Origin of the sequence: Pseudomonas tumuqii (assembly GCF_013184545.1) — a bacterium.
GTDB classification, from domain to species: Bacteria; Pseudomonadota; Gammaproteobacteria; order Pseudomonadales; family Pseudomonadaceae; genus Aquipseudomonas; species Aquipseudomonas tumuqii.
On the sequence record NZ_JAAOJA010000006.1, the window covers coordinates 68,002 to 86,558 of the forward strand.

Annotated in this window: 20 protein-coding genes; 12 read left to right on the forward strand and 8 right to left on the reverse strand. The window is 63.8% G+C overall.

Annotated features, from left to right (window positions below; all coding sequences use genetic code 11):
- The first annotated feature begins 24 nt into the window (after positions 1–24).
- Entirely contained in the window at positions 25–699 is a 675-nt protein-coding gene (gene radC / locus G9C89_RS12780; RefSeq protein ID WP_172148466.1) for a RadC family protein, read from the forward strand.
- Between the two features lie 84 nt (positions 700–783).
- On the opposite strand, the gene G9C89_RS12785 is transcribed toward radC, so the two are convergent.
- Positions 784–2,373, reverse strand: coding sequence for an ABC transporter substrate-binding protein (locus G9C89_RS12785; protein ID WP_172148467.1), 1,590 nt, complete (start codon positions 2,371–2,373; stop codon positions 784–786).
- Positions 2,374–2,736: 363 nt separating this feature from the next.
- Between G9C89_RS12785 and rpmB the strand changes: the two genes are divergently transcribed.
- Complete coding sequence (gene rpmB, locus G9C89_RS12790) at positions 2,737–2,973, forward strand: 50S ribosomal protein L28 (RefSeq protein ID WP_010489195.1); 237 nt, start codon at positions 2,737–2,739, stop codon at positions 2,971–2,973.
- Positions 2,974–2,983: 10 nt separating this feature from the next.
- A complete protein-coding gene (gene rpmG, locus G9C89_RS12795) occupies positions 2,984–3,139 on the forward strand; it encodes a 50S ribosomal protein L33 (RefSeq protein WP_172148468.1) in 156 nt (51 codons plus the stop codon).
- A 193-nt stretch (positions 3,140–3,332) separates the two neighbouring features.
- Here rpmG and G9C89_RS12800 read toward each other — a convergent pair whose 3' ends face one another.
- On the reverse strand, positions 3,333–3,698 hold the full coding sequence (locus G9C89_RS12800) for a cupin domain-containing protein (protein WP_172148469.1): 366 nt from the start codon (positions 3,696–3,698) through the stop codon (positions 3,333–3,335).
- A 23-nt stretch (positions 3,699–3,721) separates the two neighbouring features.
- Complete coding sequence (locus G9C89_RS12805) at positions 3,722–3,931, reverse strand: hypothetical protein (RefSeq protein ID WP_172148470.1); 210 nt, start codon at positions 3,929–3,931, stop codon at positions 3,722–3,724.
- Positions 3,932–4,161: 230 nt separating this feature from the next.
- Between G9C89_RS12805 and G9C89_RS12810 the strand changes: the two genes are divergently transcribed.
- Together G9C89_RS12810 and G9C89_RS12815 are read left to right on the forward strand one after the other, a co-directional pair.
- Positions 4,162–5,655, forward strand: a complete 1,494-nt coding sequence (locus G9C89_RS12810; protein WP_172148471.1) for an aldehyde dehydrogenase — start codon at positions 4,162–4,164, stop codon at positions 5,653–5,655.
- Positions 5,656–5,797: 142 nt separating this feature from the next.
- Positions 5,798–6,961 carry an MFS transporter gene (locus tag G9C89_RS12815; protein ID WP_172148472.1) on the forward strand — a complete coding sequence of 388 codons (1,164 nt, stop codon included), beginning with the start codon at positions 5,798–5,800 and terminating at the stop codon, positions 6,959–6,961.
- On the opposite strand, the gene G9C89_RS12820 is transcribed toward G9C89_RS12815, so the two are convergent.
- A complete protein-coding gene (locus G9C89_RS12820; RefSeq protein WP_172148473.1) occupies positions 6,958–8,391 on the reverse strand; it encodes an aminotransferase-like domain-containing protein in 1,434 nt (477 codons plus the stop codon). The two genes, G9C89_RS12815 and G9C89_RS12820, sit on opposite strands and share 4 nt — an antisense overlap.
- A gap of 181 nt (positions 8,392–8,572) precedes the next feature.
- Between G9C89_RS12820 and G9C89_RS12825 the strand changes: the two genes are divergently transcribed.
- Positions 8,573–8,800, forward strand: a complete 228-nt coding sequence (locus G9C89_RS12825; protein WP_172148474.1) for a DUF1127 domain-containing protein — start codon at positions 8,573–8,575, stop codon at positions 8,798–8,800.
- 93 nt (positions 8,801–8,893) lie between these two features.
- Here G9C89_RS12825 and G9C89_RS12830 read toward each other — a convergent pair whose 3' ends face one another.
- Complete coding sequence (locus G9C89_RS12830) at positions 8,894–10,207, reverse strand: NAD(P)/FAD-dependent oxidoreductase (protein ID WP_172148475.1); 1,314 nt, start codon at positions 10,205–10,207, stop codon at positions 8,894–8,896.
- 174 nt (positions 10,208–10,381) lie between these two features.
- On the opposite strand from G9C89_RS12830, the gene G9C89_RS12835 reads away from it, so the two are divergent.
- Positions 10,382–10,735 carry a YkgJ family cysteine cluster protein gene (locus tag G9C89_RS12835; protein WP_172148476.1) on the forward strand — a complete coding sequence of 118 codons (354 nt, stop codon included), beginning with the start codon at positions 10,382–10,384 and terminating at the stop codon, positions 10,733–10,735.
- A 53-nt stretch (positions 10,736–10,788) separates the two neighbouring features.
- On the opposite strand, the gene G9C89_RS12840 is transcribed toward G9C89_RS12835, so the two are convergent.
- A complete protein-coding gene (locus G9C89_RS12840) occupies positions 10,789–11,277 on the reverse strand; it encodes an Lrp/AsnC ligand binding domain-containing protein (protein ID WP_172148477.1) in 489 nt (162 codons plus the stop codon).
- A 155-nt stretch (positions 11,278–11,432) separates the two neighbouring features.
- Here G9C89_RS12840 and dadA point away from each other — a divergent pair, with 155 nt between their 5' ends.
- The 5 genes from dadA (at position 11,433) to G9C89_RS12865 (ending at position 15,482) form a co-directional block, all read left to right on the forward strand.
- Positions 11,433–12,731: a D-amino acid dehydrogenase gene (gene dadA / locus G9C89_RS12845; RefSeq protein ID WP_172148478.1), complete on the forward strand. Its 1,299-nt coding sequence runs from the start codon at positions 11,433–11,435 to the stop codon at positions 12,729–12,731.
- Positions 12,706–13,056 carry a RidA family protein gene (locus tag G9C89_RS12850; RefSeq protein ID WP_172148479.1) on the forward strand — a complete coding sequence of 117 codons (351 nt, stop codon included), beginning with the start codon at positions 12,706–12,708 and terminating at the stop codon, positions 13,054–13,056. The genes dadA and G9C89_RS12850 overlap by 26 nt, the downstream gene beginning before the upstream one ends.
- A gap of 136 nt (positions 13,057–13,192) precedes the next feature.
- Entirely contained in the window at positions 13,193–14,281 is a 1,089-nt protein-coding gene (alr, locus tag G9C89_RS12855) for an alanine racemase (RefSeq protein WP_172148480.1), read from the forward strand.
- A 102-nt stretch (positions 14,282–14,383) separates the two neighbouring features.
- Positions 14,384–14,932 carry a cupin domain-containing protein gene (locus G9C89_RS12860; protein WP_172148481.1) on the forward strand — a complete coding sequence of 183 codons (549 nt, stop codon included), beginning with the start codon at positions 14,384–14,386 and terminating at the stop codon, positions 14,930–14,932.
- 133 nt (positions 14,933–15,065) lie between these two features.
- Entirely contained in the window at positions 15,066–15,482 is a 417-nt protein-coding gene (locus G9C89_RS12865; RefSeq protein WP_172148482.1) for a c-type cytochrome, read from the forward strand.
- 170 nt (positions 15,483–15,652) lie between these two features.
- Here G9C89_RS12865 and G9C89_RS12870 read toward each other — a convergent pair whose 3' ends face one another.
- Positions 15,653–16,225, reverse strand: coding sequence for a xanthine phosphoribosyltransferase (locus tag G9C89_RS12870; protein ID WP_172148483.1), 573 nt, complete (start codon positions 16,223–16,225; stop codon positions 15,653–15,655).
- A 172-nt stretch (positions 16,226–16,397) separates the two neighbouring features.
- Positions 16,398–18,407, reverse strand: coding sequence for a DNA helicase Rep (rep, locus tag G9C89_RS12875; protein ID WP_172148484.1), 2,010 nt, complete (start codon positions 18,405–18,407; stop codon positions 16,398–16,400).
- Positions 18,408–18,557: the final 150 nt, after the last annotated feature.

Here is an 18,557-nt window from a genome sequence, read left to right on the forward strand (position 1 = left end):
CGCAGGGCTCGACATGGAGGTGCTATGAGCATTCGCGATTGGCCGGCGGCGGAACGCCCGCGGGAGAAACTTCTGGCCCAGGGGGCCGCCAGCCTGACTGACGCCGAATTGCTGGCGATCTTCCTGCGGACCGGCGTGGCCGGGCAGAGCGCCGTGGATCTGGCGCGCCATCTGCTCGCTGACTTCGGTGGGCTGCGTGCGTTGATGCAGGCGGATTTGCCGTCCTTCAGCCGGCGTCTGGGGCTGGGTCCGGCCAAGTTCGCCCAGTTGCAGGCGGTGCTGGAGATGGCCCGCCGGCACCTGGCCGAGCAATTGCGCCGCGACTCGGCGCTGGAAAGCCCGCAGGCGGTGCGCGATTACCTCAAGGCGCTGCTGCGCCACGAACCCCACGAGGTGTTCGGTTGCCTGTTTCTCGATGCCAAGCATCGGGTGCTGGCCTTCGAGGCGCTGTTCCACGGCTCCATCGACAGCGCCAGCGTCTATCCCCGCCAGGTGGTCAAGCGTGCGCTGGCGCATAACGCCGCGGCGCTGATCCTGACCCATAACCATCCCTCGGGCGTGGCCGAGCCGAGTCAGGCGGACCGGGTGCTGACCAAGCGCCTGAAGGACGCGCTGGAGCTGGTCGATGTCCGGGTACTCGACCACTTCATCGTCGGCGACGGCGAGCCGCTGTCGATGGCCGAGTACGGCTGGTTGTAGCAGGCGGGCGCCGACATCTCTCCAGCGGGGCTGAACGCCGCGAAGCCCGGCATGGCGGCTTCGCGACTCGGCACCTTGGGGCTGTCAGGGCGCCAGGCGCACCTTGGCGAAATCCTGGCGGCCGAAGGGGCTGACCTGATAACCCTCGACTTCCTTGCGGATCAGGGCGTAGGCGGTCGGGTGGGCCAGGGGCAGCCACAGCGCCTGTTGCTGGATGATCCGCTGCGCGTCCTGATAGATCTGGCTGCGCTGCGCCTGGTCGCTGGTGGTTTTGCCGGCGGCGATCAACTTGTCCAGTTGCGGGTCGCAGTAGCGGGCGAAGTTGAGTCCCGACTCGAGCGAGGCGCAGGCGAATTGCGGGGTGAGGAAGTTGTCCGGGTCGCCATTGTCGCCGGCCCAGCCCATGAACAGCAGGTCGTGTTCGCCGGCCTTGGCCCGGCGGATCAGCTCGCCCCATTCGATCACGCGGATCTCGGCCTGAATGCCGACCTTGCCCAGGTCGGCCTGCAGCAACTGGGCGCCGAGGCTAGGGTTGGGGTTGAGCAGGCTGCCGCTGGGGCGGGTCCAGATGGTGGTCTGGAAGCCCTCGGGCAGGCCGGCCTCGGCCAGCAGGGCGCGGGCCTTGGCCGGGTCGTGGGCATAACCGGGCAGTTCTGCGGCATAGCTCCAGGTATTGGGCGGATAGGGGCCGTTGGCCGCCTCGGCACTGTTCTCGAACACCGCTTGCAGATAGCTGGCTTTGTCGAAGGCCAGGTTGATCGCCTGGCGCACGGCGGTTTTATCCAGGGGGGCATGCTGACTGTTGATGCCGACGAAGGCGGTCATGAAGGCGGCGGTGTGTACGCTCTTCAGCTCGGCATCGGCGGCACTGGCCTGCACGTCCTGCGGCTTGGGCGAGAGGGCGATATGGCATTCACCGCGGCGCAGCTTCTGCAGGCGCACATTGGCGTCCGGGGTGATGGCGAACACCAGGCTATCCACCGCGGGCTGGCCGGCAAAGTACTCGGGGTTGGCGTCATAGCGCACCACCGCGTCTTTCTGGAAGCGCTTGAAGACGAAGGGGCCACTGCCGATCGGCTGGCTGTTGAGCCGCTCCGGGGTGCCGGCGGCGAGCAACTGGTCGGCGTACTCGGCGGAATAGATCGAGGCGAAGCCCATGCTCAAGGTGGCGAGGAAGGTGGCGTCGGGCCGACTCAGGGTGAAGCGCAGGCGGTGTTCGCCGAGCTTGTCGATGCTCTTGATCAGGCTGGGCAACTGCATCGATTGGGCGTGTGGGTAGCCGCCGGGGGCAGTCTTGTGCCAGGGATGGGCCGGGTCGAGCATGCGCTGGAAGCTGAACAATACGTCGTCGGCGGCCAGTGGGCGGCTGGGGCTGAAATAGTCGGTTTCGTGGAAGGCGACATCTTCGCGCAAGACAAAGCTGTAGCTCAGGCCGTCCTCGCTGACCTGCCAGCTTTGCGCCAGGCTGGGCAGCAACTGGCCGCTGCCGGCGTCGAATTCCACCAGGCGGTTCATCAGTACATCGGCCGAGGCATTGGTGGTGGTCAGCGAGTTGTATTGCACAACGTCGAAGCCATCCGGGCTGGCTTCGGTGCAGACGCTGAGTGTGGCGGCCTGAACCAGAAGCGGGCTCAGCAGGCCGGTCAATAGCAGCGTTTGGGTGGCGAGGCGCATGACAGACTCCTTGATAGTGCGGTGCGCGCGCACACGGCGCGCCGACAAAGGTTTCACCCTAGACCATAACGTACGGCCAGAACAGCGGACTTGTCGACGAGCGGTAGGCTAGCGCTGGCGCCTGCGCTGCTGGCCTGGGGGCGGCTGTTGCGCAGCAGGCGCGTGCTGGTCGAAAGTGCGTTTAGCCTTGTTGCACTCTGGGCTTTCTGGTATAAAGCAGCGCTCTTTTGTAGGGGCCCGGTTCGTGCGCTTTGTTGTGCAGCTGGTAAGACCCTCGAGATACGCGGCGCCGAGCGCCAATGATATTGAGTTTATGCGGCCAACCCATGCCGGGTTGGGCATGTGGTTTTAGAGGGCTGAGGCATGTCGAGAGTCTGTCAAGTTACCGGTAAGGGTCCGGTAACTGGGAACAACGTTTCCCACGCACACAACAAAACCCGTCGTCGTTTCCTGCCGAACCTGCAGCATCACCGCTTCTGGGTCGAGTCTGAGAACCGTTTCGTGCGTCTGCGCGTTTCTGCCAAGGGCATGCGTTGCATCGACAAGCGTGGTATTGACGTCGTTCTGTCCGAGCTGCGTGCTCGCGGCGAAAAGGTTTAAGGAGTAAATCATGCGCGAATTGATCCGTTTGGTGTCCAGTGCCGGTACCGGCCATTTCTACACCACCGACAAGAACAAACGCACCACTCCGGACAAACTCGAAATTAAAAAATTCGATCCGGTTGTACGCAAGCACGTGACCTACAAGGAAGCCAAGATCAAGTAATTGATCCCGGCTCTTGTCGAAAAAGCCCGCCTCATGGCGGGCTTTTTCATGCCTGCGATTTACCCAGGCTCCTGCAGCCGTCTGCGGCCAACCTGTCGAGCATGCTGGCGGCGGCCCATTCCCTGCGTCATTTGTGCAGGTGAAAAAAAGCCCGCTCAGCGCGGGCTAAAGGGTGACGCATGAATAGAGTCGGTCAGTGCGACGCTGGCTCGAAGATCACGTAGACCTTGCGGCAGGCTTGCAGCACTTCCCAGGTGCCGGAGAACCCGGCCGGGATGACGAAGCGGTCGCCGGCGCGTACGGTCTTGGCGTTGCCGTCCGCATCGCGCAGCACGGATACGCCCTCGAGGATCTCGCAGTATTCGTGTTCGCTGTAGTTGACCGTCCATTGACCGACCGCGCCTTCCCAGATGCCGGCGTTGAACTGGCCGCACGGGCTGCCATAGAGGTTGCGCACGCTTTGCTCGGGGTCGCCCGCGAGGATTTTTTCCGGCGCCGGGCGGTAGTGCTCGGGGGCGGTGCTGGCTTGGGCGAAGTCGAGGATCTGTTCGATAGTCATGCTGGGGTTCCGGGTCGGGGCGGTTAGCTGGCTTGGCGGATCGAGTCTGCAAGCTTTTCCAGCTGGGTATCAAGCTGCGCCTGTGTCGCGATCAGTGCGGGTGAATACATGTCTTCGGCGCTGTCCGGCCGACGTGGTTCGGCCTTGAATTGACGATTGGCGCTGAATGGCATCCAGTCGTCGCCGGGGTTGTTGGTTATTCTATTCACTTGAGCGTTGTCGAGGCTTGTCATGCGAGCTGTCCGGGCGCGCGAAGAAAGGGAGTCTGGGACGATTTCGCGCAGTCTATGTTTAATAAAACGAACATGGCAAGGGGGTTTGTCGCGCTTTGTAAAAAATATTGAAAATGTGCAGCCCTCTGGTTTAGTGTTGCCAGCAGGATTTGGCCCTCGCAGGCCTTGCAGAATTATTGACAGTGTGCGCGCCGACGCCGCAGCACTTTTTACTGATAGAGGATGCTCGAATGACTAGCCTGACTCGTGCCGACTGGGAACAGCGTGCCGATACCCTGAAGATCGAAGGCCGTGCCTTTATTCATGGCGAATACCGTGCGGCGGTTTCCGGCGCGACCTTCGAGTGCATCAGCCCGGTGGACGGCCGGCTGCTGGTAGAGGTCGCCAGTTGCGACCTGGCCGATGCCGAACTGGCAGTACAGGATGCCCGCAAAACCTTCGATTCCGGCATCTGGTCGCGCCTGGCGCCGGTCAAGCGCAAGGAAGTGATGATCCGCTTCGCCGACCTGATCGAGCAGCACGGCGAAGAGCTGGCGCTGCTGGAAACCCTCGACATGGGCAAGCCGATCAGCGATGCCCTGGGTATCGACGTATCCAGCGCCGCGCGCTCGATCCGCTGGAGCGGCGAGGCGATCGACAAGATCTACGACGAAGTGGCCACCACCCCGCACAACGAGTTGGGCCTGGTGACCCGCGAGCCGATCGGCGTGGTCGCCGCCATCGTGCCGTGGAACTTCCCGTTGCTGATGAGCTGCTGGAAGCTTGGTCCGGCACTGTCCAGCGGTAACTCGGTGATCCTCAAACCGTCCGAGAAGTCGCCACTGACTGGCATCCGCATCGCCCAACTGGCCATCGAGGCCGGTATTCCGGCGGGCGTGTTCAACGTCCTGCCGGGCTTCGGCCATACCGTCGGCAAGGCCCTGGCGCTGCACATGGACGTCGACACCCTGGTGTTCACCGGCTCGACCAAGATCGCCAAGCAACTGATGATCTACGCCGGCGAGTCGAACATGAAGCGCGTCTGGCTGGAAGCCGGCGGCAAGAGCCCGAACATCGTCTTCGCCGATGCCCCGGACCTGCAGGCCGCCGCCGAAGCCGCGGCCGGCGCCATCGCCTTCAACCAGGGTGAAGTCTGCACCGCCGGCTCGCGCCTGCTGGTGGAAAATTCGATCAAGGAGCGTTTCGTGCCGATGGTGGTCGAGGCGATCAAGAGCTGGAAACCGGGCAATCCGCTGGATCCGGCGACCAATGTCGGCGCGCTGGTCGACGTCACCCAGATGAACAATGTGCTCGGCTACATCCAGGCCGGTCATGATGGCGGCGCCACCCTGGTGGCCGGCGGCAAGCGGGTGCTGCAAGAGACCGGCGGCACCTACGTCGAACCGACCATTTTCGACGGGGTGAACAATGCCATGCGCATCGCCCGCGAGGAGATCTTCGGTCCGGTGCTCTCGGTGATCGGCTTCGACTCGGCGGAAGAAGCCGTACAGATCGCCAACGACACGCCTTATGGCTTGGCGGCGGCGCTATGGACCAGCAACCTGTCGAAGGCCCACCTGACCGCCAAGGCGCTGCGCGCCGGCAGCGTGTGGATCAACCAGTACGACGGCGGCGACATGACCGCGCCGTTCGGCGGCTTCAAGCAGTCCGGCAACGGCCGCGACAAGTCGCTGCACGCCTTCGACAAGTACACTGAACTGAAAGCCACCTGGATCAAGCTGTAACGTCGATAAGCGACAGGCGGGTAACTGCCTGAAGGTCCGCCCTTCGGGGCCGGTTCTTGATGAACCACACCTGCGGCCGGGTTTCCTTGGGAAGCCCGGCCGTTTTGTTTTGTACCGGGCCACGACATAAAGGAGTCTGGCAATGCGTTGGGGTACCTATTTCGCGGTCTGTGCGGCGGTCATCAGCATCGGTCTGGCCCTCGGGGTGACCATGCCGTTGGTGTCGCTGCGCCTGGAGAGTTGGGGCTACGACTCCTTCGCCATCGGCGTGATGGCCGCGACTCCGGCGGTGGGTGTCTTGCTCGGCGCGTCCCTGGCGGGTCGGTTGGCGGGGTACTTCGGCACCACTCGGCTGATGCAGCTGTGCCTGCTGGTCGGCGCCCTGTCCGTGGGATTGCTGGCGCTGATGCAGAGCTATGCGGTGTGGCTGCTGTTGCGCCTGCTGATCGGCGTGGCGCTGACCGTGGTGTTCATCCTCGGCGAAAGCTGGATCAACCAGCTTGCGGTGGAGAAGTGGCGCGGCCGCCTGGTCGCCCTGTATGGCACCGGCTATGCGTTGAGCCAGCTGTGTGGGCCGCTGCTGCTCACCGCGTTGGGCACCAGCACCGATCTGGGCTTCTGGGCCGGCGTCGGCCTGCTGATCAGCGGCTCGTTGCTCCTCCTGGGGCGCACGGGTGCGCCGCGGGTGGACGCCCACAGCGCCTCGGGGCGTGGCCTGCCGGCGTTCTGCCGCAAGCTGCCGGCCATCGCCTGGGCGGTGATGCTGTTCGCCGGCTTCGAGGCGATGATGCTGACCCTGCTGCCGATCTACGGCCTGCGTCAGGGCTTCACCCAGGAGGTGGCGCTGTTCATGGTCAGCGTGGTGGTGGTCGGCGATGCCGCCCTGCAACTGCCGATCGGTCTGCTGGCGGACCGCATGTCGCGGCGCAGCCTGTTCCGCGGTTGCGGGGTGATCCTGCTGTGCGCCAGTCTGGCGATTCCCCTGCTGCTGCACACGGCGTTGATCTGGCCGCTGCTGGTGCTGTTCGGCGCCAGCGCCGGCGGGCTGTTCACCCTGTCGCTGATCCTGATCGGCGAGCGTTACCGCGACGACGAGCTGGTCCGCGCCAATGCCCATGTCGCGCAGCTCTGGGGCATCGGCTGCCTGATCGGCCCGCTGGCCACCGGTGCGGCCAGCCAGTGGGTCAGCGGCCATGCGTTGCCGTTGTTGATGGCGCTGGGGGCGGCGGTGTTCGTGGTGCTGGCCTGGCGTGGCCAGGGCGCCGATGACCAGTTCGGTACGGCCGCGCCGGCGCGCAGCGATTAGTTCGGCGTGGCCAGCTCCGCCAGCAGTTCGGCGACGCTCTCGCCGACCCGGCGCACCGCCTGTTCGATCTCTGCGCTGGGCTTGGCCGCGTAGTTGATGCGCAGGCAGTTGCGGTACTTGCCGGCGGCGGAAAAGATGCTGCCCGGGGCGATTTGTACCTTGTGTGGTTGCAGTTCGCGGTTCAGCCGTTGGCTGTCGAAGCCCGGGTCCAGCTCGACCCAGAGCATGAAGCTGCCCTGCGGCCGACTGACCCGCGTGCCGGGCGGAAAATATCGGCTGACCCAGTCGACCATCTGCTCCAGGCCGCGCGCGTACTGGCTGCGCATGCGCCGCAAGTGCGGCTGGTAGTGGCCGGCCTCGAGGTATTCCGCCAGGGCCAGTTGCGGCAGTTGCGCGGTGCTGCCGGTGCCCATGTATTTCATGTGCAGCACGCGATCCAGGTAGCGCCCCGGGGCGATCCAGCCGATGCGCAGGCCGGGCGCCAGGGTCTTGGAAAAGGAGCTGCAGAGCAGCACGCGGCCGTCTTCGTCATAGGACTTGATGGTGCGCGGACGCGGGTAGCTGTAGGCCAGCTCACCGTAGACGTCGTCCTCGATGATTGCCACGTCGTAGCGTTGCGCCAGGGCGAGCAGGGCCCGTTTGTTGGCGTCCGGCATGATGTAGCCGAGCGGGTTGTTGCAGGTCGGCGTCAACTGTATGGCTTTGATCGGCCATTGTTCGAGCGCCAGCTCCAGGGCTTCCAGGCTGATCCCTGTGAGCGGGTCGGTGGGCAATTCCAGCGCCTTCATGCCGAAGCCTTTCAGCGCCTGCATGACCCCGTGGAAGCTCGGCGAGTCCACCGCGACGATGTCGCCGGGTTGACAGATCGCGCGGATCGCTGCGGATAAGGCTTCGTGGCAACCGGTGGTGATGACGATGTCCTGATAGGGAATCTGGCAGCCCGAGTCGAGCATCAGCCGCGAGATCTGCTCGCGCAGGCCCTGGTCGCCATAAATGCAGCCGTAGGTGAGGCTGTTCAGGTCCTGCCTGCGGCCCAGGCGGGAAAGCGAACGCAGCAGGGGCTTGAGCGTCGGGCTGCTGATATCCGGGCGGCCGCGGCCCAGTTGGATCATGTCGCTGCGGCTGGGCGACAGGCTGATCAGTTCGAGGACCTGATCCCACTGCGACACGTCCACCGGCCGTTGCGCCGTGCGGCTGACCATCGGCAGCGCCGGTTTTTCTCGCGCGAGGGGCACGAAATAGCCGGACTTTGGCCGTGGTGTGGCCAGGCCCTGGTCTTCCAGGTGGCGATAGGCCTGCTGCACCGTGCTCAGGCTGACGCCATGCTCGAGGCTGAGGGCGCGCACCGAGGGCAAGCGCTCGCCTGGGCGGTACAGGCCCTGCTCGATGCGCGCGCCGAGCTGTTCGGCCAGGTTGATGTAGAGGGTCATGACAGTTGCCCTGATTCTTTAGCGTTAATAAGGCAAGCAATACAGATGCGGCATAAATTCACGATTCAGCGACTTTAAAGCGCCGTCTGTATGCAGTTAATAAGATAATTTTGAATCTGTCATGCTTTTTGTCCGACGCTCATCATGATCTCCCAGAGTGCTTTCGAGCAGGAGAAAGATGATGAACGGGATTGGCGATGCAAGGCTGACACTGGAGACGAATGAGCCGGCGAGCAGCCGTCCGGTGCCTGTGGCGGGTGAGTCGCGCTGGTTGCTGTTCTGGCGCCGGCTGGGTACCCGCGGGGCGCTGCTCAGGCTGACCGATGCGCAGTTGCGCGACATCGGCCTGACCCGGGTAGAGGCCAACCACGAAGCCTTGCGGCCGTTCTGGACGCTCTGGAAGCGCTGAATCTCAACCCGCAGGCTGGATTAGCACGGCAGGTTGGACTGAACCCGGTAGTGAACATCCAGCCCTGCAGCTTGGCGGGCGTGTCGGCTGCGCCTACAGCAGTTCCTTGAGTCGGTGCCAGAGCATGCCCAGGGCCAGCAACGGCGAGCGCAGGTGCTTGCCGCCGGGGAAGGTCATGTGCGGAACCTGGGCGAACAGGTCGAAGCCGTGGCTGGCTTGGCCGGCGATGGCCTCGGCCAGCAGTTTGCCGGCCAGGTGGGTGGCGTTGACGCCGTGGCCGGAGTAGGCCTGGGCATAGTAGACGTTGGCCTGATCCTTGAGCCGGCCGATCTGCGGCAGGCGGTTGGCGCCGATGCCGATCATCCCGCCCCACTGGTAGTCGATCTTCACATCCTGCAAGTGGGGGAAGACGGCCAGCATTTTCGGGCGCATGTAGCCGGCGATGTCCGCCGGGTCGCGGCCGGAGTAATGGCAGGCACCACCGAACAGCAGGCGCCGATCGGCGGACAGGCGATAGTAGTCGAGGGCCACGCGTTGGTCGCACAGCGCCATGTTCTGCGGAATGATCGCGTGGGCTTGGGCCTCGGACAGCGGCTCGGTGGCGATCACGTAACTGCCGGCCGGCAGCACCTTGCCGCCCAGGGTCGGGTTCAGCTCGCCCAGGTAGGCGTTGCAGCCGAGCACCAGGTGAGCTGCGCGCACCACGCCCAGGGCGGTATGCACCCTGACCTCGGCGCCGTAGTCGATGCGCGTCACTGCCGAATCTTCGAATAGCTGCACCCCCAGCGACTGGGCGGCTGCCGCTTCGCCCAGGGCCAGGTTGAGCGGGTGCAGGTGGCCGGAGCCCATGTCGATCAGGCCGCCGACGTAGCGGTCGGAGCCGACCACCTCATGCATCTGCTCCGGCTGCAACAGGCGCAGCTCGTGCGGGTAACCGAGGCTTTGCAGCTCCGCCATGTCGGCGGCGAACCCGTCCAGATGGCTGGGTTTGTTCGCCAGGTCGCAATAGCCCCAGGTCAGGTCGCAGTCAATAGCGAACTGCGCGACCCGGCGCCGGACGATTTCCACGGCTTCCAGGCCCATCAACTTGAGTTCGCGCACGCCGCTGGCGCCGATCACCGATTCGAACTGCTCGACGCCATGGCCAACCCCGCGAATCAACTGGCCGCCGTTGCGCCCGCTGGCGCCCCAGCCGATCTTGTGCGCCTCGAGCAGCACCACCGAGAAGCCTTTCTGCGCCAGTTCGATGGCCGTGTTCAGCCCGGAAAAGCCGCCGCCGACGATGCACACATCGGCGCTGAGCTCCCCGCGCAGGGGCGGGTAGGCCAGTTGCCGGTTGGCGCTGGCGGCGTAGTAGGACGCGGCGTGCTGGGTGTTGTGGACCGGTTGGTGAACGCGGGCGTTCATGTGTGAAATCCTGTTTGTCGTGTTTGGAAATTTTTACGCAGGATAAACGCGGGCTCTGCGCGCCGCCAAGTGGGTTGCGGTAAAAACTGGGTTTCCGTCGGGATAATCGGCCATTCGCCGGCAGCCGACGGCGAGCGGGGTTAAGATGCGCGGAATTTCCACGGGACACTAGTGATGAGTTGTACCAGCCGCAAGATCGATCACCTGCGTTTGCAGATTCCGCGTTTCGACTGCGTGCCTGGCTGTCACGACTGCTGCGGACCGGTCACCGCCTCATCCGAGGAGATGGCCCGCCTGCCGGTGAAAAGCGACGCCGCGCATGACGCCGCGCTGGCCGAGCTGAATTGTGTGCACCTCGGGCCGCAGGGCTGTGAGGTGTATGACCAGCGGCCGCTGATCTGCCGGCTGTTCGGCACCAGCAAAAGCCTGCCCTGTCCCCATGGTCGCGGGCCGGAAACGCCGATCGAGGCGCATGTCGAGCAGCAGGTGCATCAGCTGATCGCCAGCACCCGCCAGGTGTTGGTGTAGGGCGCCGCCCGCCCCGGTTATGGTCTTCCAGCGGGCGTGGTGCCACCGGCGAGCTATTCCGCAATCGGTAGCGCCAGCGATTCCTTGACCTCTTCCATGACGATATAGCTCTTCGACTCGCGCACGTGCGGCAGCTTGAGCAGGATGTCGCCGAGCAGCTTGCGGTAGCTGGCCATCTCGTTGATCCGTGCCTTGACCAGGTAATCGAAGTCGCCGGAAACCAGGTGGCATTCCAGCACGTGCGGCAGCTTGAGCACGGCGCGGCGGAACTCCTCGAAGGTGTCGCCGGACTTGTAGTCCAGGCTGATCTCGACGAACACCAGCAGGCTGGCCTTGAGGTACTGGGGGTTGAGGCGGGCGTGGTAGCCCATGATGATGCCTTCGCGCTCCAGGCGCCGCACCCGCTCGGTGCAGGGCGTGGTCGACAGACCGACCCGTTCGCCCAGTTCGGTGAAGGAGATGCGCCCGTCTTCCTGCAGCAGGCGCAGGATATTGCGGTCGATCTTGTCCAGTTCGCGACGGCTCTGGTGCTGGGTGCGCATGGGGGATGCCCCTCCGTAGAAGCGGTTTTTGCCAAGAATTCTCGCCAAATATAGTTCTATATATAGTGAAAAGCACTGGGTAATGCTCAATATACTGCGCGCATCAACGCTCAAGACAAAAAACGCCAGCGCATAGTCGCGGCGAGGAGAAAACGATGCGGGTTCTGGTACTTGGTAGCGGTGTGGTGGGTGTGGCCAGTGCGTATTACCTGGCCCGTCAGGGTTTCGAGGTGGTGGTGGTCGACCGTCAGGACGGCCCCGCCATGGAAACCAGTTTCGCCAACGCCGGCCAGGTCTCCCCGGGCTATGCCTCGCCCTGGGCGGCGCCGGGCGTGCCGCTGAAAGCCATCAAGTGGCTGCTGCAGAAGCACGCGCCGCTGGCGATCAAGGCCACTGCCGATATCGACCAGTACCTGTGGATGGCGCAGATGTTGCGCAACTGCACCGCCAGCCGTTACGCGGTGAACAAGGAGCGCATGGTGCGCCTGTCCGAGTACAGCCGCGATTGCCTCGACGAGCTGCGCAGCGAGACCGGCATCGGCTACGAAGGCCGCCGCCTGGGCACCACCCAGCTGTTCCGCACCCAGGCGCAAGTGGACAACGCGGCCAAGGACATCGCCGTGCTCACGCAGTCCGGCGTGCCCTTCGAACTGCTCGACCGTGACGGCATCGCCCGAGTCGAACCGGCCCTGGCGGGAGTCAAGCACAAGCTGGCCGGCGCCCTGCGCCTGCCCAACGACCAGACCGGCGACTGCCAGATGTTCACCCTCAAGCTGGCCGAGATGGCCAGGCAGTTGGGCGTCGAGTTCCGCTTCGGCCAGACCATCGAGCGCCTCGACAGCGCCGGCGACCGGATCAATGGCGTATGGATCGATGGCAAGCTGGAAACCGCCGATCGCTATGTGCTGGCGCTGGGCAGCTACAGCCCGCAACTGCTCAAGCCGCTGGGCATTCGCGCGCCGATCTACCCGCTCAAGGGCTATTCGCTGACCGTACCGATCAGCAATGGCGACATGGCCCCGACCTCGACCATTCTCGATGAGACCTACAAGGTTGCCATCACCCGCTTCGACAATCGCATCCGCGTGGGCGGCATGGCCGAGATCGCCGGTTTCGACCTGAGCCTGAATCCGCGCCGCCGCGCGACCCTGGAGATGATCACCGCCGACCTCTACCCGCAAGGTGGCGACCTCAAACAGGCGGAATTCTGGACCGGTCTGCGCCCGGCCACCCCGGATGGCACGCCGATCGTCGGCGCCACCCGCATGCGCAATTTGTTCCTCAACACGGGGCACGGCACACTGGGCTGGACCATGGCCTGCGGCTCCGGTCGCTTCCTCGCCGACCTGATGGCATCGAAGCGCCCGCAGATCAGCGCCGAAGGCCTGGATATCTTCCGTTACAGCAACGCCAAGGAGTCTTCCACGCATGTCAGTCCAGCGCCTGCGCTCTGAAACCCGTTACAGCGAAATCAACATCCACAACGGCACGGTCTACCTGGCCGGGCAGTTGGCGGATGATTACAGCGGCGACATCGTGCAGCAGACCCGCGAGACCCTGGCCAACATCGATGCGATGTTGGCCGAGGCTGGCAGCGACAAGTCCCGCATCCTCTCGGTGACCATCTACCTCAAGGACATGGCCCGCGACTACGCCGGCCTCAACCAGGTCTGGGACGCCTGGGTTGCGCCAGGCGCCGCACCGGGCCGCGCCTGCGTCGAGGCGGCGATGTACAGGCCCGAGGTGCTGGTCGAAATGATGGTGGTGGCGGCCGTTTAAGCCTGCACCTACCAGTTTGAGTTGGCTTTTGCCCGGCTGTCCCGCCGGGCCTTTTTTATCAGCAGTCCGTAACCCGCGTGCCGGGTTGCGCCGAACAACCTGTCTACCCGGCCTACGCCCGATACTCGAGAACACCATGCGTCCAGCCCGTGCCCTGATCGATCTGCAAGCCCTGCGTCACAACTATCAGCTGGCCCGTGAGGTATCGGGCGCCAAGGCGCTCGCGGTGGTCAAGGCCGATGCCTATGGGCATGGCGCCGTGCGTTGCGCGCAGGCTCTGCAGGAACAGGCCGATGGTTTTGCCGTGGCCTGTATCGAAGAGGCGCTGCAGCTGCGCGAGGCCGGCATTCGCGGGCCGATCCTGTTGCTGGAAGGCTTCTTCGAAGCTGACGAGTTGGCATTGATCGAGCAGCATGGTTTCTGGTGCGTGGTGCATTCGCTGTGGCAACTGGAGGCCATCGAGCGTTCGTCCGTGCGCAAGCCGTTGACGGTGTGGCTGAAGCTGGACTCGGGCATGCACCGCGTCGGCCTGCATCCGGCCGACTACCAGGCGGCCTATCGCCGCCTGCTGGCCAGCGGCAAGGTGGCGAAAATCGTCCTGATGAGCCACTTTGCCCGTGCCGACGAACTGGATTGTCCACGCAGCACCGAGCAACTGGCGGTATTCGAGCAGGCGCGGCAAGGCCTGGTGGCGGAAATCAGCCTGCGCAATTCGCCGGCCGTGCTCGGTTGGCCGCAGCTTGGCTATAAAGAGCAGGCGAGTGACTGGGTGCGCCCCGGCATCATGCTCTATGGCGCCACCCCGTTCGAGCAGGTGCAGGCGGTGGCCGCGCAGTTGCAGCCGGTCATGACCCTGGAGTCGAAGATCATCAGCGTGCGCGAACTGCCGGCCGACGAACCGGTCGGCTATGGCGCGCGCTTCGTCACCGAGCGGCCGACCCGCGTCGGCGTGGTCGCCATGGGCTATGCCGACGGTTACCCACGGCATGCGCCGACCGGCACGCCGGTGCTGATCGATGGCCAGCCGAGCCGGCTGATCGGCCGGGTATCGATGGACATGCTCTGCGTCGATCTCAGCGATCTACCCGCCGCCGGGCTCGGCAGTCGGGTCGAGTTGTGGGGCAAACAGGTCCTCGCCAGCGACGTGGCGGCCTGCGCTGGCAGCATTCCGTACCAGCTTTTCTGCAACCTGCGTCGGGTGCCGCTGCTCTATTCCGAGGGTTGAGCGCAGGGCCGGGCAGGATTTGCATTCAGGGTGTTGTAAATACTGAACGCTGTTGCCATGATACGGACACTTTTCCGTATCTTCCCGAGGGGGACTCCAGCATTGGACGTCGGTGTTCGACTGCAATCCATTCGCAAACTCAAGGGCCTGTCCCAGCGTGAACTCGCCAAGCGGGCAGGCGTCACCAACAGCACCATTTCGATGATCGAGAAGAACAGCGTGAGCCCCTCGATCAGCTCGCTGAAAAAGGTGTTGGCGGGCATCCCCATGTCGTTGGTGGAGTTCTTCTCCCAGGACGCGGAGGAGGACAACCATACCCAGGTGGTGTACCGCGCGGCCGAACTCACCGATATTCACAGTGGCGCGATCAGCATGAAGCTGGTGGGCAAGACCCACCCGAATCGTGCGATTACCCTGCTCGACGAGACCTATCCGGCCGGTTCCGATACCGGCGACGATATGTACACCCATGAGGGCGAGGAAACCGGCCTGCTGGTGGAGGGGCGTCTCGAGCTGACCGTCGGCGCTGAGGTGTTCATCCTCGAGCCAGGCGACAGTTACTACTTCGAGAGCAGCAAGCCGCACCGCTTCCGCAATCCATTCGACCAGCCCGCGCGGCTGATCAGTGCCACCACCCCGGCGAATTTTTAAGCGGCAGCTTGCCGCCCAAGCCAATAACCCTGCGACAATCTGGGTTGTTTCAGCTTGGCAGGCTTCCCGTTATACTGTCGCCCGCTCGCGAAACCGTGGCCGCGGGCGTGACTAGCCACGATGAGGGTGTACCGTGAATCTGATTAAGAAAATGCTGGTAGCGCCGGCTGCCGTCTTGGCCCTGTGGGCAGTGACTGCTCAGGCCACGACCGATGAGGCCATCGCCGAACGCCTGAAGCCGGTCGGTGAAGTCTGCATCATGGGTGAAGAATGCAAGGGCGTGGGCGCCGTAGCCGTTGCCGCCGGCGGTGCCGCACGGACTGCCGATGACGTGGTAGCCAAGCACTGTGGCGCTTGCCATACCGCTGGCGTGCTGGGCGCACCGAAGGTCGGTGACACTGCGGCCTGGAAAGCGCGTGCGACCAATGGTGTCGATGGCTTGCTGGCGAACGCCATCGCCGGCATCAACTCCATGCCGCCGAAAGGCACCTGTGCCGATTGCTCGGACGACGAGCTGCGTGCTGCCATCGAGAAGATGTCCGGCCTGTAAGCTAACGTCCGCTGAGAAAAAAGCCGCCTTCGGGCGGCTTTTTGCTTTCTCGCTACAGGTGCTCAACAGAAGCCGAGCGGCCATCGTCCATGCTCAAGTGCGCATGGATGTCGCGAGATTTCGTCTGAGGTCGACGGGCCGATCCATCGCGGCCTGTCGCCTCGCTCCGGTCATTCCAGGAAGCTGACCTGGCCGTGGGTCAGGGCGCTGATGCGCGCCAGCGATTCGACCCGGTAACCCAGGCCGTCGAGTTCGGCGCGACCGCTCTGGAAGGACTTTTCGATCACCACGCCAATCCCGGCGATGCTCGCCCCGGCTTGCTGGATCAGGTCGATCAGGGCTTTGGCGGCATGGCCGTTGGCGAGGAAGTCGTCGATCACCAGCACATGATCGCTGGCGCTCAGGTGCTTGGCGGAGATGGCGATGGTGCTTTCGGTCTGCTTGGTGAAAGAGAATACCTTGGCGATATACAGGTCATCCTTGAGCGTCAGCGACTGGTACTTGCGGGCGAAGATCACCGGCACGCCCAGCTCCAGGCCGGCCATGATCGCCGGGGCGATACCCGAGGCTTCGATGGTGACGATCTTGCTGATGCCCTGGCCGGCAAAACGCCGGGCAAACTCGTGGCCGATCTGCTGCATCAAGGCCGGATCGATCTGGTGGTTGAGAAAGGCATCGACCTTGAGCACCTGCTCGGACAGCACGATGCCGTCCTGGCGAATCTTCTGTTTCAGCGCTTCCACGCGGTGATCCTCGTTATGGACGTAGCCCGGATGCAATCCAGGGAGATGGTTCGACGAGTAAACCGTTCCCGGATTGCATCCGGGCTACGGCATAAGCCTATTTTTTATGGCCTGCCATCCCTGGCGGCCACCCTGCTGGCCGTCGCTACGCGACGTTAAAAATAGCTCCAGGCTATTTTTTCAGCATGGCGCGCATATTGGCCAAGGCCGAGTTGCCGGTAGCGGCCTTGACCTCGGGTGGTGCATCGTCCAGGCCTTCCCAGTGCAGGTCTTCCGGCGGCAACTCGTCGAGGAAGCGGCTCGGCGCGCAATCCATGATTTCGCCGTATTGCTTGCGCTTGGCGGCGAAGGTCATGGTCAGGTTGCGCTTGGCGCGGGTGATACCGACATAGGCCAGACGGCGTTCTTCCTCGACCGTATCGGCCTCGATGCTGGAGCGGTGGGGGAGGATCTCCTCCTCCACGCCGAGGATGTACACCGAGGGATATTCCAGGCCCTTGGAGGCGTGCAGGGTCATCATCTGCACGCCATCGGCGCCTTCCTCTTCCTCCTGCTGGCGTTCCAGCATGTCGCGCAGCACCAGCTTGCCGATGGCATCCTCGATGGTCATCTCGCCGTCTTCGTCGCGCTCCAGGGTGTTCTTCAGCGCCTCGACCAGAAACCAGACGTTGCCCATGCGCGCATCGGCGACCTTGTCGTTGGAGGCGTTCTGCCGCAGCCAGTTCTCGTAGTCGATATCCATCACCATGCTGCGGATCGCCGCAATCGGGTCGTTCTGCGCGCATTCCTGACGCACCCGGTCCATCCATTTGGTGAAGCGCGCCAGGCGTTCGGTGAAGCGCGCATCCAGGTGTTCGCCCAGGCCCATCTCGCCGGCGGCGGCATACATGCTGATCTTGCGTGCGGTGGCGTAGTTGCCGAGCTTTTCCAGGGTGGTGGAGCCGATCTCGCGGCGCGGCACGTTGATCACTCGCAGGAAGGCGTTGTCGTCGTCCGGGTTGACCAGCAGGCGGAAGTAGCTCATCAGGTCCTTCACCTCCTGGCGGGCGAAGAAGCTGGTGCCGCCACTCAGGCGATAAGGGATCTGGTGGTGCTGCAACTTCAGCTCCATCAGCTTGGCCTGGTAGTTGCCGCGATAGAGGATCGCATAGTCGCTGTAGGGGCGCTCGGTGCGCAGGTGTTCGGTGAGGATTTCCAGGGCCACCCGCTCGCATTCGGCGTCTTCGTTGCGGCAGCGGATCACGCGGATCTCGTCGCCCATGCCCATCTCGCTCCACAGCTGCTTCTCGAAGGCGTGGGGGTTGTTGGCGATCAGCACGTTGGCGCACTTGAGGATGCGGCTGGTGGAGCGGTAGTTCTGCTCCAGCATCACCACCTTCAGCGAGGGGTAATCCTCCTTCAGCAGCATCAGGTTTTCCGGCCGCGCGCCGCGCCAGGCGTAGATCGACTGGTCGTCGTCGCCAACCACGGTGAACTTGTTGCGCATGCCCACCAGCAGTTTCACCAGCAGGTACTGGCTGGCGTTGGTGTCCTGGTATTCGTCGACCAGCAGGTAGCGGATGCGGTTCTGCCATTTTTCCAGGATGTCCGGGTGTTCCTGGAACAGCTTCACCGGCATCAGGATCAGGTCGTCGAAGTCCACCGCGTTGTACGCCTTGAGCGTGCGTTGGTAGTGCAGGTAGACGATGGCTGCGGTCTGTTCCTTGGGGTTGCGCGACTCGGCCAGGGCCTGATCGGGCAGGATCAGCTCGTTCTTCCAGTTGCCGATGTAGTTCTTGATCTCGTCGGCGCCGTCGTCCCCGGAATACTCCTTCTGCATGATGTCGCTGAGCAGCGCCTTGATGTCACCCTCGTCGAAGATCGAGAAGCCCGGTTTGTAGCCCAGCGCCGCATATTCCTTGCGGATGATGTTCATCCCCAGGTTATGGAAGGTCGAGACGGTCAGGCCGCGGGCCTCGGCACCCTTGAGCAGGCTGCCGACCCGTTCCTTCATTTCCCGCGCGGCCTTGTTGGTAAAGGTCATGGCGACGATATGCCGCGCCTGGATGCCGCAGTTCTGCACCAGGTGGGCGATCTTGCGCGTGATCACGCTGGTCTTGCCGGAGCCTGCGCCGGCGAGCACCAAAAGAGGGCCGCCGACATAGTTCACGGCTTCCTGCTGCCGGGGGTTCAGTCGGGACATTGCATGGATCGTCCGGGGGAGTGGGCGCGCATTTTAGCAGGCTCTGCGATTTGTGCTCGAATCCTCCGGCGTTGTGCGATGGAGTGCGTGCTGGCAGTAGGCCAGGCTTGGTTATTTCGTGTAATCCAGTACTCTGCCTGCACTTGCCGG

Excerpts from the sequence above, each read along its gene's own strand:
- radC (WP_172148466.1), top strand. The coding sequence starts at position 25 with ATGAGCATTCGCGATTGGCCGGCGGCGGAACGCCCGCGGGAGAAACTT.
- G9C89_RS12785 (WP_172148467.1), bottom strand. The coding sequence starts at position 2,373 with ATGCGCCTCGCCACCCAAACGCTGCTATTGACCGGCCTGCTGAGCCCG.
- rpmB (WP_010489195.1), top strand. The coding sequence starts at position 2,737 with ATGTCGAGAGTCTGTCAAGTTACCGGTAAGGGTCCGGTAACTGGGAAC.
- rpmG (WP_172148468.1), top strand. The coding sequence starts at position 2,984 with ATGCGCGAATTGATCCGTTTGGTGTCCAGTGCCGGTACCGGCCATTTC.
- G9C89_RS12800 (WP_172148469.1), bottom strand. The coding sequence starts at position 3,698 with ATGACTATCGAACAGATCCTCGACTTCGCCCAAGCCAGCACCGCCCCC.
- G9C89_RS12805 (WP_172148470.1), bottom strand. The coding sequence starts at position 3,931 with ATGACAAGCCTCGACAACGCTCAAGTGAATAGAATAACCAACAACCCC.
- G9C89_RS12810 (WP_172148471.1), top strand. The coding sequence starts at position 4,162 with ATGACTAGCCTGACTCGTGCCGACTGGGAACAGCGTGCCGATACCCTG.
- G9C89_RS12815 (WP_172148472.1), top strand. The coding sequence starts at position 5,798 with ATGCGTTGGGGTACCTATTTCGCGGTCTGTGCGGCGGTCATCAGCATC.
- G9C89_RS12820 (WP_172148473.1), bottom strand. The coding sequence starts at position 8,391 with ATGACCCTCTACATCAACCTGGCCGAACAGCTCGGCGCGCGCATCGAG.
- G9C89_RS12825 (WP_172148474.1), top strand. The coding sequence starts at position 8,573 with ATGAACGGGATTGGCGATGCAAGGCTGACACTGGAGACGAATGAGCCG.
- G9C89_RS12830 (WP_172148475.1), bottom strand. The coding sequence starts at position 10,207 with ATGAACGCCCGCGTTCACCAACCGGTCCACAACACCCAGCACGCCGCG.
- G9C89_RS12835 (WP_172148476.1), top strand. The coding sequence starts at position 10,382 with ATGAGTTGTACCAGCCGCAAGATCGATCACCTGCGTTTGCAGATTCCG.
- G9C89_RS12840 (WP_172148477.1), bottom strand. The coding sequence starts at position 11,277 with ATGCGCACCCAGCACCAGAGCCGTCGCGAACTGGACAAGATCGACCGC.
- dadA (WP_172148478.1), top strand. The coding sequence starts at position 11,433 with ATGCGGGTTCTGGTACTTGGTAGCGGTGTGGTGGGTGTGGCCAGTGCG.
- G9C89_RS12850 (WP_172148479.1), top strand. The coding sequence starts at position 12,706 with ATGTCAGTCCAGCGCCTGCGCTCTGAAACCCGTTACAGCGAAATCAAC.
- alr (WP_172148480.1), top strand. The coding sequence starts at position 13,193 with ATGCGTCCAGCCCGTGCCCTGATCGATCTGCAAGCCCTGCGTCACAAC.
- rep (WP_172148484.1), bottom strand. The coding sequence starts at position 18,407 with ATGTCCCGACTGAACCCCCGGCAGCAGGAAGCCGTGAACTATGTCGGC.